Origin of the sequence: Trichocoleus desertorum AS-A10 (genome assembly GCF_039962155.1) — a bacterium.
In the GTDB taxonomy this organism is placed as follows: domain Bacteria; phylum Cyanobacteriota; class Cyanobacteriia; order FACHB-46; family FACHB-46; genus Trichocoleus.
On the sequence record NZ_JAMPKN010000075.1, the window covers coordinates 1 to 11,658 of the forward strand.

Here is an 11,658-nt window from a genome sequence, read left to right on the forward strand (position 1 = left end):
AGAAACCGCAGCCTCTCCTGACACCGGGGCGAGTTGCTCGATCTATGAGTGTTCTTTTTATCCAACTTGGTACTCCTGCCCAAGTTCCGAAACTACGAGGAAAATCTCCAGGTTGGACCAAAGGACAACCTCGCACCCCTGGGGTTCGCGCTCCGATTGTCAAAAAACGGTACTCGAAACGCAAAAAACAAGTTCAGATTTCTGTCTAAACGTTTAGCACTCCATTCCTCAATCCTTGCTCAGCATTGAAATTCAGGCTGGGCTGATTTCTGCTTAGTCTAAACTCCAGTGAAAATACTGCCTCCATTCTATCAAGCTCATCTTCAACAGTGCCTCAGTCCTCGCTATTACCTGCTTGTGAATCTGCTGGTATTGCTATTGCAATTGTTACCCCCTAAGGCCACGAGCGCCCATAAAGGGGAAAAGGTCTCGGCACTATGGTTGCCTAATACCTATCCTAAAATCCCACAACTGAAGTGGTCTACTGCTGTTCAGAGCCAGACTTTGTCTTTTAGCTCTCGCTAAGGTCTCAAGTTCTATGCCTTCGGCAGGCTGCGCCAACGAGTTCTCCTACCTAAGGAATGGTGTCAGAATCATAAGCAGCGGGGAGAAGCTGACCCACTTGCTTGACGCCGTTTCTACAGATCTCAGTGGATTGGCATTCTGGGTATTGCATCGAATATGACTGCTATTTTGCAACGCCAAATTTCCAACTTTGAATCGGATACTTGAAGTTAAGTCACCGTAAAACCTATGGAGCAAAAAATCCAGTTACTTCAAGGCAATAGTCAATGGGTAGAGGCGCGCTTGTGCGACATGGCTCCTTGCCATCTGAGTGATTTCAACAATATTTGGCAGGCGATGCTAGAAACTCTAAGGGCTGGGGATACCTTTTGGGACTGGGCTCGAAAAAAGCGGCTAGCGCTCTCAGATGACCGCTATGAGGCTTACGCCATTGAACAAGACGAGCTAAAACAGGGGCTTTTATGGCTTGAAACTCGACAGCATCGATCGCAATGGACGATTGGGCAACCACTCGTGTATGTGGAAGCACTGGCATCGGCCCCCTGGAATCGACGGTTGATTAACTCTAATCCTTGGCTAAGAGGTGTCGGCACCATCCTGCTGCAATTTGCCCGCAAGCGAAGTCTAGATTTAGGCTATCAAGGTAGACTGGGGTTACATGCCTTACCAGACTCAGAGGCATTCTATGAGTCGCGGAACATGTTGAATTTCGGGTACGATGCTGAGCGAGAGATGGTCTATTTTGAGTACGGAGTCTTAAACCCACGTCACTTCGGAGAAAACGACGATGCCATTTGACTGGGAAACTTTTACTTACGACCGAGACTGGCTTCAAACAGCCGTTCAAATGGAAGAGGCATGTGAGCAGGATCTTCAGATTGGCGTTCAAACTTTCCGTCCTCTTGCCATTGAGCCTACTCAACTACAAACTCAGCTCAAGCGGGTGAAGCTATTATCAATTCTCTTTGGTGAACTGCGTCACCTTCTGGAGCGGGCAGACTTAGGATCGGGCACCGAGGCTGCTTTAGTCCAAGGGCGACAATTCATCCAAGCTCGTCTATCTCAACTCAGCCTAGAACAACAGGAATTCTTTGAAGCCCTGCTTGCCGAAGCGGAAGCGAACTCTGCTGAGAAACCACTGCGATCTCAACTTCACCAAATGCTGTGCTCCCTACTCACCGAGTCCGATTGGCACGAAATTGCCCAAGCAGCCATGACTTCAATTCAAGCCCGCCTTCTACAGCAGATTATTGGCCAGCAGGTACTGTCAAATTAATCATTGAAGAGTCCTGTTACTCATATGACAACCACTCGACTCGCGAGGGGGAAAAGGGGGGAAAAGGGGGAAAGAGAAGAGAGGTACTTAAAGTCCTTGGGCCTCGAAAACGACTTAAAAATCAACAGTGTTGTCATGGAAGCTGAGGTTGCCGTCGATGCGAAAGGCAGTCGCTGCGCGATCGCATCGCTTCCCCTGCGGCGTAATTCAAACGCAAGTCATGGCATGTTTCTAATCCAAGTTCAGCAATTGTTTGAGTGGTACAGTGAACGTTTTTTTCTGCCTATCCCTATGTAACTGAACTCAATCCAAGTGAACGCTCAAGGTTTGTAACTGATTTTGAATTAGTCTTGAAAGGACAATTTTGATTAGTCACCAACTTAGAATGCACCCCGGTTGTAGCAACGGTATAGGAAATCGCTATGACACAAGCAGCAGTTAGACTGAGAGTGAGCTTTGAGGAATATATCGACATCTGTGTTCAGACCGAGGAGCGGTATGAACTGGTGTGGGGAGAATTGCATCCAATTAATCGTCCAACTGTGTTACACTACCGCATTTCTAAGTTGTTGGAGCAAGTTTTAGATCAAGCTATTGAGGATCATTTTGCTCCCAATGAGTGGGAAACCTTCCGAGAGGTTGGACAAAGTCAGGTTTGCTCAGACGGGAGGAGTCAGAGTTAATGTCAACAACGCCAATCCTACAAACACCCAGCAAGGACTACCCTGAAACCATTGATAACTGGACCGTTCTAAAAGAGCTGGAAACTCTCCAAGAAAAGCTTCAAGAAAAAGAGGTCGCTGACTATGTGACCCCCATTGATAATCGTGAAATTCTACAGAAGTTGGAGCTGGAAAAGGACGAGCTGACATCCATCATTACTTCCATTGGCTTTGGCTCTATCCTGACAGGCCTGACCACGTTCTCCATTAGCTTACTGGGTTTGCTCTTAGCGTGGAAACCAATGGTCCGGCTGGAAAAAGTTGCCCGCTTGATTAAGCTGATTACGGCCATCCTGGAAGAGTTTGAAAGTCAGCAGGTTGAAACTCTGCCACTGCAAAAGGTTCCCGGCAGAGAACAACCGATCGATTTGATGATTCGCTTTCCGGGTAAAGAGTTTTTACTATTGGCGATCCGCTCGTTTGGAGACGCCACCATCATTTACAACGAATCAAGAGGAATGCTCTACTACAAGCGAGAGCGAAAAGGATTGAACAAACTGAAGCCTGATCCCCTCACTGACCTATCGGAACAAGCTTATTGGCTGAAGAAGAATAGACGTGACTTTTTTGGCAGTTCCAAAGGCGTGCGTAAGCCAATGGCTAAGGTGCTCGTGATTTGGGGTCAGACAAAATTAGCCACTCACCAAGAACATCTGTACACTACTCTTGGTGGTAAAAAGTTTTTATTCATCCCCAGAGAAGGAGGAGCTTGTTATGTAATTCACCAAACCCAAGTGATTGAATTTATTCGGGCGTACCTCGCTCACCGTCAATCACAGGAACAAGCAGCTTAAAGCCTTAAAAATCAAAACCCCCAACGTCGTGCATCGACAGAGGGAGTTCGATAACGGAACCAGGGAATTAATTTTGCCACCCAGCAAAACCCGACGTTCAATCGGAAGGGCTTTCATGCCCTCGTCTTCAATCCTAACCCATCTTATATGGGATTGCATCAGGATATCACTGGATTGCTTATATGACGCAACTTTCAGCGATCTTTGAAGATTTGACGAAGCAACCTCCTGACAAGGGTGTGGTTGTTCCGTTCGATTGAGAATCGCGGTGACTCTGGTTCCTTTGATCCCCCACAAGTCAAAGGAATTTCCAAGTGCCACAACTTCCACTATTTAGAACTTCTGAGGAGCTGCGACAGTCCCAGCTCCCATCCAATCCAAAATCCCTTTCAAAGCAATCCCAGTCTCCCCAACCTGAAGCCCAGTGGATTGCATCGTATGTTATCCATCAAGTTGCTATTCAGCCTGAGCCAGAAACAGCGAACCCAGCAACCGTTCCAACTTCTGATGGGACTTGCCTGAAATACCAAAAACTCCCTGGCATTCCTGTTCTGGCTGTTCATCTTGGCTCTGCCCCCAAGAGATGGGGTGTTGCTTCAATCCGGTTCACGGCTCTCTCCCAAAGCCAAGGGGGTGGGCAATGAAGGGTTCTCGGATTTTAGGTTTTGACCGCAAGGCTCGATCGCTACCGCCTGCTATATGCCAGGCCCCCCGATCGCTAGAAGCGTTTAGAGAAAAGATTGAACAAGAGTTCTGCCAAGGATCGGGCATTGATCCTGAACTGTTTGAAGCGACGATCGCCGTCGAGCCAGACCTGAAGCAACTGCCAGGAGGAGAGGTGGAAACGCCTCTTCACGACGCCCTCAACTGGCAGTTCCGGCGCTTCCGCCAAGAAGCTAATGCTCAGCAGTATGGAGCCCTCTTCTTCAATGAGGACGGGAGCTGCTGGCAAGCGAAATTAGCTTGCCCGAACTGGGATGCCACTAAAAAACAATTCCGCAAATACGAAAGCGTCTACCAGGGCGGGAGCCGTGCTTATCTGCCAGTCATTGACCAGACGACTCGCCGTAAAATTGCCGCCCGTTATGGTTGTGACTGCCCTCCCGCAGGTGAAAGCTTTTGGCGTTGGCTAGAGGAGCATCCAGAAATTCCCATTATTTGGACCGAAGGTGGCAAGAAAGCGCTGTGCCTGCTTAGCGATGGTTATGTGGCGATCGCCCTCTTTGGCGTTTATGGCGGGCATCGCAGTAAAGATGCCTTGGGCAATGCTGTCCTGCCCTATCTGATTCCCGATGTCCAGCGCTTCTGCCAAAGCGGCAGGCGACACATTCTCGCCTTTGACCAAGACGTGAAGGAGCAGACTCGGCAAAAGGTCACAAGAGCACTATCCGCTTTGGCGGGACTGCTGGCGAAAACAGGGGGCACGGTCGCGATCGCCCAATGGGACCTAGCGCAAGGCAAAGGCGTGGATGACTTGGTGGTAAACCAGGGACGAGCTGCTTGGGATCGAGTTTACGAGCAAGCCTTGAGCCTAGAGCAGTGGCTGGTCCACACCTACCGCTCATTGACCTATCGAGCCCAGGTCATTGTCAACCAGCGCTATCTTGGAGCGTTGTCAATTCCAGACTCAGCCAGACTCATCTGCCTCAAAGCACCAAAAGGTACTGGTAAGACGGAAGCGATGATCGCTCTAGTTCAAGCGGCGATCGAGCGGGGGCAGCGGGTCTTGATTCTCACCCACCGCATTCAACTCGGTCAAGCCCTCTGCGATCGCTTTGGCATCAACTATGTTACGGAAATCCGCGATTCCCAGACCGGGTCTTTACTCGGGTACGGGGTCTGTGTCGATTCCTTACATCCGCAATCACAAGCAAAATTCCAAGCGGAGTACTGGAAAGACCCCCTCGTGATTCTGGATGAGGCGGAGCAAGTCATCTGGCACACACTCAACGCGGCCACAGAAGTGAAGCGTCATCGAATCGCAGTGCTGCGGAAATTGAAGCAATTGTTGCTCAATGCCCTGCATCCCACTGGTAAAGGGCGGGTGATCCTATCCGATGCTGACCTCACGGACCTCTCCATTGATTTGGTCAAGGGATTAACGGGACAGCCAGAGCTAACTCCTTGGATTGTGCGAAATGACTGGAAGCCAGAACAAGGCGCTAAGATTTACCACTACGACCAAACCACCCCAGCACTTTGGTACAGCCGCTTGAAAGCGCATTTGCAAACCACCTCCAAAGCCGTTCTTGTCCAACTCAGTGCTCAAAAGCCTCAGTCTACCTGGGGCACTCGCAATGTCGAACGCAACCTGCGTCGTCTATTTCCTGAGAAGCGCATCCTCAGAATTGATAGTGAGACCATCAGCAATCCCCAACATGCAGCTTATGGTTGCATCTCTAAACTCAATGAAGTGCTGCGAGCGTACAACATTGTGATTGCTTCGCCCTCGATTGAGACGGGAGTCTCTATCGACCTGGTTGGACACTTTGATAGCGTTTGGGGTTGCTTCCAGGGAGTCGGAGCGACCGATTCAGTGCGCCAAACCCTAGCACGCCTCCGAGAACTGGTAGACCGTCATGTGTGGATCGCTCGCTGTGCCTCCTCGAGAATCGGCAACGGGGCGATTCACCCCAGCAGCTTATTCAAGAACCAGCAAAAAGCAGTCCGCATTGCTCTGAAACTACTGATGAACGCTGATTTTGATGACATTGCTACCCCGGTTGATCCAGTCTATGAACGTACCTGGGCAAGGATGGCCTGTCGCATCAATGCAGGAATGCTGAAGTATCGAGACACCGTCTTGCAAGGACTTCAGGAGGAAGGACATACCCTCCTCTGCGTGATCTCAGAAGCAGAAGCTGATTCAGATCAACTTCAACAGGAAAGAGATGCCATGAAGCAAGAGGCCACGGCAGGGCACCGGGAAGAGTGCCTAAGCGTGGAGCAGGCAGAGACGGTCACCGATGCCGAAGCAGCCGTATTGGAGCAGCAACGGGCGAAGACCGACGCGGAACGCTTCAAACTTCGCAAGCATCAACTCCATCAGCGCTATGGCATTGAGGTGACGGCGGACTTGGTTGACAAGGATGACAATGGTTGGCTGCCCCAGATTCGCCTACACTACTACTTATCCCTCGGTCGCCAGTATTTGGAGGAGCGAGACAGTCGCGTCTGGCAAAACGCGATCGCCAGTGGCAATGGCACGGTGTGGTTACCTGACTTGAAGGGGTCTTTGCTGATCCAGCAAATTGTTGGAATGGAGCGACTGGGCATTCTAGAGTTATTACGACCAGGACGAGAGCTTCGCAACTTGGATAAGGATTTGATTCAACTAAGGGAGCGGCTAACCGCGAACGAATGGTAGACCAAAGCGCTGTTTGGCCTCAAAATCAATCCCAACGCTTCTCCCGTCACAGTAGCCCGCCAGATGCTAAAGAAGTTGGGGTTGCACCTGGAAATGATCGGGCAACCCGGCCCCCGAGGGAGGCAGACGCGAGTCTATCAAGTCGTGGGGCATGAAGATGGTCGAGAGGCAGTTTTTGCAGCTTGGCTAGCCCGAGATGCCGCAAGATTCGCTGAAGTGTATCTTCTTGATACGGTAAACAGTGACCGTAATAATAAAGGAGATTCTTTCCTGCTTACTCCCTCAGATTCTCTGGATGCCTGGTTTACACCGGATTGTTTAACTGATGTACAGGGGATGGTAGCGACGGCACAGGATGATCCGGCTATGCTGTCAGAGGTTTTAAAACTTGTACCGGAGGCCGTCCTGAAACATTTAGGATTAGTGGCATAAACGTCGCCTCCTATCAATATGACAAACTGGGCCAATGGGTAACGTGCTGTGGAGAACTTGTGAACGTGCGATCGCTCCACCACCGCAAGCAACACGTCGGGTTTGCTGAAATGTCCACAATGATGAGCTTTTTGATTTTTTCAGGTAGCTCAATGGGCGATCGCAGGATTTTGAGCACGTCCTTTCATCCCCTCGCTCATCCAAGAGTTTATCCAATTTTGTCCTAGTGGACATTCATCTCTTACCCGCTAGGACAAGATTACAGCACGAGGAGTTAGGGGAATGCGGCAGCAAGCTTAGAGCCTTGGATGCAGCTTAGTAGCCATAAGCAAGCCCGTCTTCAGCCAGGTTTATCATCTGTTTTCCGCCTGGATTCCTTATTCTAGTTCTCCTGTTACTCCCGGAGCGGGGATCGGGCTGACGCCAATCAACTGAATGGGAATGAGAACAAAAAAGCTGATGAACGACTGCTATAACAACGGCGGCTTTCATTACCCATCAGGGGTCCTGGGTGTTTCCTATGAGACGATCCAGGGATGAGTCCACTTACTAAGCCAGCAATGCCAACCCCTTTTCTGCTTCATTTGCCAACCACTCAAGCTATTCCTGTCATCGCCAGTCTGCCTCACAGTGGCTTGCTGATACCGAAGGACATGGCTGACAGTCTAGAAACTCCCTACCAGCAGTATTTACCCAATCAAGATTGGCATCTCGACAAACTCTATGATTTTCTACCCAGTCTGGGAATTACCATACTGCAAACCCTCTATAGCCGTTATGTGGTTGACCTTAATCGATCGCTGAAAGAACCCCTCTTCGGCAACTTCTGGCAATCGGTCATTGCCGAAAAGACCGCGTTTAACACGTCACTCTATCAAACCTTGCCATCCCAAGAAGAGATTGAGCAGCGAGTTGAGCAATACTATCGGCCCTATCACCAACAGCTTCAAAGCTTGCTAAACGAACAGATTGAGCAATTCGGCCAGGTGTATCTGCTAGATTTACACAGTTTCCTGGGGTTGATCGAGGATGAAATCTGCTTGGGCAATGGAAATAACAGCACCTGTTGTGAACCCTTCATCTCAATTGTTGAGACTGCCTTCTGCTCGCAAGGTTATCAAGTCGTCCGCAATAAAGTGTTTAGCGGTGGGTACATCACGCGGCACTACGGTCAGATGCCGCAGGTTGAGGCGTTACAAATTGAAGTTCGCTATCCGGTTTACCTGGATACCAATCAACTGGGGCATTCTTCTGTACCGGATTGGCAGGTACCCGAGTTCGATCGCGCGAAACCCAAGCTGAAGGCAATCTTCGAGCAAATTGCTAAGGCGCTGATGGCTGCTGAATCTCACCATTTCCGATCAAGCTCCTCCGCATGAAACCTAATCCGGTAATCTTCGTTGCAAATCTTGGCAGACTGACGTGGATACGAGGTTTCGCTCGCCCGCTAATTGCAAAACTTTTCTGAAAGCTTTGCTTTATAAGGTTCTTAGAGGTTGTGTGTATTGGCTCCCAGGGTTGCTACCCTAGGGGCTATAGGGGATTTAAGTTGCTCGCAGCGCTGGAGGATCAAAACAGCGCGATCGCTATTGCGCTGACTTGAAACATCGATGAAGTGCTTTGAACCTGTGCCTTCAGCTCGGTTGAATCGTGCTTGAGCGCTCAATTGCTAAAAACTGGGTTTCAAAACAGTAGAATAATCCCAACGACCGCTGCTCAAAGGATGGGAAAAACTGTAGAGATACTGCGATGCAGATGATTAGCGCATGGAACTGATTGAACGCGCTCAACTGAGGTCCTTTGTCGTTGAACGATTAAACCAAATCGGGGAAAACCTGATTGGGCTCGAGACGGATCGGGATTTAGAGAAAACAGCGATTCGCTTAACCACACTGCAACTGCTGGATTTAGCCGAAGTTTTAGAGGCGATCGCTCAAAGGCCAGAAGTCTTTACCTTCGAGGGTTCTTCAGAAACAACTCCTCCATCGGGAACGCTTTATTACGAGGTCGGAGCTGACTCCCTCTACCGCAAATGCTCTCACGGCGAACTTCCCAAGTTTTTTCATCCTGCCTACTTCCTGAAGTTTGGCCAGTCCCAGGTCGATAGAACGGTTTGGCGAAGAGTCTCCAACGCTGAATTTGGCTTAACCCTCCAAGTGATTCGACAACTGACACCAGAGGAAGCCATCGCCAAAGCCACTATCTTAAGAAAAGCCGCCGAACGCTTCAGCGAGTCTTTTGAATCCCTAGAAGCCCTGAGTACTAACGTGACAAAGGTCTTTGAAGAATTAGAAGTGAAGAGGACGACTGATTCAACGTACTCCAAAATTGAATCCTCAGTCTTTCAGACGGAATCATTCACCACGATCCCGACGGCAGTGGCAATGGTTAGCAGTATTTACGCTCAGCTACGGAAAGACCTTTGGCAGCAAGATCAAAATGGGCTGGGATATTTCCAGCATCGAGCTAAGGGGAACCCCAATAATTACGTCGAGCATTACATTAGCAGCCCAGGTGATGTGGAGGTCCTGCCCTGGGAACAGGCTGAACAGATTATTGACAAATTCGGGTTCACCACCGTGAAGTTGCATCTGCTGTTTGCAGCTCACACCATGAACCAGGCTGAACCTTGGAAAAGCGGGTTTGTCTTGAAAGGTACAGCGATTCTCAAGGAACTGGGCTGGGACAAGCGGACCGATCTACCCATGCACGTCAAGCTCAATGAAATTGCCAAAGCCGCCTTTGTTCTGGACTGCTTGTTAGTCCGGACGGTATGGATTGAGGGACGGAGCAAGCAAGGCAGACTCGATGCCAGCACTCCCACTGGCAGGATGTGGACGGTGGTCATCGACCCTCACGGACAACTCGATGTAGACGGCAAAATCTCACAGCCCGAAGAAATTTACTTGGGAGTTCAACCTGGCATGATCTTTGAGCGCTTTCTCAACAAAGCAGGAAGCAAGCTCAAAGAGGCACTCTACCAATTTGGTTACATTGCTCAAGAAGTTCTTAAAATTGACCCCTACCATGATGAACTGGCGCTCCGGATGGCCATCCATCTCACAATGGACAGCCGCATTCATCCCAGCGGCAAGTATCAGGTGGGTTTACTGCTGGAAACCATTCTGCCAAAAGCGCTGATTGAGAATGCTCGAAAAGATTCCCGTAGAGCTTTCGATTTGAAGAAGCGTTGGGATAAAGCCCTGTTGCTGTTAATGCAGTTAGATTGGTCGATTGAGTTTGATGAGTCCTACTCAGAACTGATTCGGCCTGGGCACAAAGGCCGGAACCCTAAAGGCTATCTAGAAACCTTATTGGCTGCTGGAATCACGATCAAGCCTAAAGCCCCGATCCCCGAACTGATTGGTGCTAAAACTGAACTCAAACGCATCCCACCTCAATCAAGGCCCGCTCCCTCCCTGAGTGGTGCTCAAATCCGCCAGGCACGGGAGGCCAAGGAGTGGAACCAAAGGAAATTGGCAGGATGGATGGGCGTCTCTCAGTCCTTAATTAACCATTGGGAAAAAGGCAAACGGACTCCTAACTCGGAGCAGGAGGCGCGCTTGCGTCTGGTTCTCAACATAGAGGGTTGATTACAGCCCTCAGACGCTGCGGTGCTTGTAATCAAAAGAATAATTAAAAAAATCGCTCCCAAACCCTTGCAGCATAAGGAGCTTAGCGTGATTACAAAACCTCTAGAATCTTAGGATCAAATCTCTAGGATCTCAGGATAATTCCTCTAGGATCTCAGGATAATCTTTTTTTGAAACCCTTGCGTAGTAAGCTTTTCAGTTTTGATTACAAGCTAGATCAATATAGAGTACATAGATCCGGTTTTTCATCGCGCTGAATGATCTCTGGCAGAATCTGGTCACAGCATCTCGCCCCTAAAGTGAGCAAAAGATCCAATGCCAGGTTCTCTCGCCCTGATCCATGCTTCTATTCCCATTTCATTGAACCCACCGCTCTGCCGAGCCGCCGCAGACCATGTTCAGGAATGGGAAGAGAGTGGCGTTGACCTCGGCATTATTGCACTCAACGTTGAAACCCTCACCGACACGACTACCAGCAGTTACGCCGATAGTCTTTTCCCGATCGCCGAGCGACTGAACTGGAACATTACCCGTTTCGGGCAGAAAACTCGCTCCCACCTGCGCGGTTGGTGGGTCAGTGGAGTTGACCCGCTCAACTGCTGGCAACGAATGGACTGGGGCCGTTTCAAGCCGGATGCTGCTACCCCGGTCCTGGATCGCGCCAAAGGCAAGCCTGCCAAGTACCTCAGCCCCAGCCTGGGTCCTGGCTCTAGCCGCCTAGTCCTGCTGGATGTCCCGCCCCATATCTGGAACCAAGTCGCTCAGCGCTATAACCTGGCGATCGCCCCCGAAGATCGCCCTCTCGGTTTCTGGCACTGGGTCTGGGAGAACAACGTTCCCGTCATCCTCACCGAAGGCGAGAAGAAAGCAGGTTGTTTACTGACGCAGGGATACGCCGCGATCGCCCTGCCCGGTATCTTTAACGGCTACCGCAGAAACCCTCAGTCGC

The 11,658-nt window shown here is 50.1% G+C and carries 11 protein-coding genes and 1 pseudogene; 11 read left to right on the forward strand and 1 reads right to left on the reverse strand.

From position 1 onward, the window contains the following. The 6 genes and pseudogenes from NDA01_RS29640 to NDA01_RS29665 form a co-directional block, all read left to right on the forward strand. Nucleotides 1-209, forward strand: a pseudogene (locus tag NDA01_RS29640) (NF041680 family putative transposase); the annotation flags it as partial. Between the two features lie 544 nt (nt 210-753). Next, entirely contained in the window at nt 754-1,323 is a 570-nt protein-coding gene (locus NDA01_RS29645) for a GNAT family N-acetyltransferase (protein ID WP_348230847.1), read from the forward strand. Continuing rightward, the gene (locus tag NDA01_RS29650; RefSeq protein WP_348230848.1) at nt 1,313-1,801 is read left to right on the forward strand and encodes a hypothetical protein; all 489 of its coding nucleotides are present in this window, start codon (nt 1,313-1,315) and stop codon (nt 1,799-1,801) included. Before NDA01_RS29645 ends, NDA01_RS29650 begins: the two co-directional genes overlap by 11 nt. A gap of 96 nt (nt 1,802-1,897) precedes the next feature. Next, entirely contained in the window at nt 1,898-2,098 is a 201-nt protein-coding gene (locus NDA01_RS29655; RefSeq protein ID WP_348230849.1) for a hypothetical protein, read from the forward strand. Between the two features lie 125 nt (nt 2,099-2,223). After that, nucleotides 2,224-2,484 carry a hypothetical protein gene (locus NDA01_RS29660; protein WP_348230850.1) on the forward strand — a complete coding sequence of 87 codons (261 nt, stop codon included), beginning with the start codon at nt 2,224-2,226 and terminating at the stop codon, nt 2,482-2,484. Further along, complete coding sequence (locus tag NDA01_RS29665; protein ID WP_348230851.1) at nt 2,484-3,317, forward strand: hypothetical protein; 834 nt, start codon at nt 2,484-2,486, stop codon at nt 3,315-3,317. Before NDA01_RS29660 ends, NDA01_RS29665 begins: the two co-directional genes overlap by 1 nt. 456 nt (nt 3,318-3,773) lie before the next feature. Here NDA01_RS29665 and NDA01_RS29670 read toward each other — a convergent pair whose 3' ends face one another. Then, nucleotides 3,774-3,917 carry a hypothetical protein gene (locus NDA01_RS29670; RefSeq protein WP_348230852.1) on the reverse strand — a complete coding sequence of 48 codons (144 nt, stop codon included), beginning with the start codon at nt 3,915-3,917 and terminating at the stop codon, nt 3,774-3,776. 40 nt (nt 3,918-3,957) lie between these two features. On the opposite strand from NDA01_RS29670, the gene NDA01_RS29675 reads away from it, so the two are divergent. The 5 genes from NDA01_RS29675 to NDA01_RS29695 form a co-directional block, all read left to right on the forward strand. Continuing rightward, entirely contained in the window at nt 3,958-6,684 is a 2,727-nt protein-coding gene (locus tag NDA01_RS29675) for a plasmid replication protein, CyRepA1 family (protein ID WP_348230853.1), read from the forward strand. A gap of 63 nt (nt 6,685-6,747) precedes the next feature. Next, nucleotides 6,748-7,116 carry a hypothetical protein gene (locus NDA01_RS29680; RefSeq protein ID WP_348230854.1) on the forward strand — a complete coding sequence of 123 codons (369 nt, stop codon included), beginning with the start codon at nt 6,748-6,750 and terminating at the stop codon, nt 7,114-7,116. A 560-nt stretch (nt 7,117-7,676) separates the two neighbouring features. Then, the gene (locus NDA01_RS29685; RefSeq protein ID WP_348230855.1) at nt 7,677-8,495 is read left to right on the forward strand and encodes an N-formylglutamate amidohydrolase; all 819 of its coding nucleotides are present in this window, start codon (nt 7,677-7,679) and stop codon (nt 8,493-8,495) included. Nucleotides 8,496-8,882: 387 nt separating this feature from the next. Further along, nucleotides 8,883-10,709 (forward strand): helix-turn-helix domain-containing protein, encoded by a 1,827-nt coding sequence (locus tag NDA01_RS29690; RefSeq protein ID WP_348230856.1) that lies wholly within the window; start codon nt 8,883-8,885, stop codon nt 10,707-10,709. Nucleotides 10,710-11,024: 315 nt separating this feature from the next. Continuing rightward, nucleotides 11,025-11,658, forward strand: a 634-nt coding sequence (locus NDA01_RS29695) for a DUF3854 domain-containing protein (protein ID WP_348230857.1), incomplete at its 3' end; no start/stop codon positions are given.

Coding starts and splice junctions, on each gene's coding strand:
- NDA01_RS29645 (WP_348230847.1), top strand. CDS start 754: ATGGAGCAAAAAATCCAGTTACTTCAAGGCAATAGTCAATGGGTAGAG.
- NDA01_RS29690 (WP_348230856.1), top strand. CDS start 8,883: ATGGAACTGATTGAACGCGCTCAACTGAGGTCCTTTGTCGTTGAACGA.
- NDA01_RS29665 (WP_348230851.1), top strand. CDS start 2,484: ATGTCAACAACGCCAATCCTACAAACACCCAGCAAGGACTACCCTGAA.
- NDA01_RS29650 (WP_348230848.1), top strand. CDS start 1,313: ATGCCATTTGACTGGGAAACTTTTACTTACGACCGAGACTGGCTTCAA.
- NDA01_RS29685 (WP_348230855.1), top strand. CDS start 7,677: ATGCCAACCCCTTTTCTGCTTCATTTGCCAACCACTCAAGCTATTCCT.
- NDA01_RS29660 (WP_348230850.1), top strand. CDS start 2,224: ATGACACAAGCAGCAGTTAGACTGAGAGTGAGCTTTGAGGAATATATC.
- NDA01_RS29680 (WP_348230854.1), top strand. CDS start 6,748: ATGCTAAAGAAGTTGGGGTTGCACCTGGAAATGATCGGGCAACCCGGC.
- NDA01_RS29675 (WP_348230853.1), top strand. CDS start 3,958: ATGAAGGGTTCTCGGATTTTAGGTTTTGACCGCAAGGCTCGATCGCTA.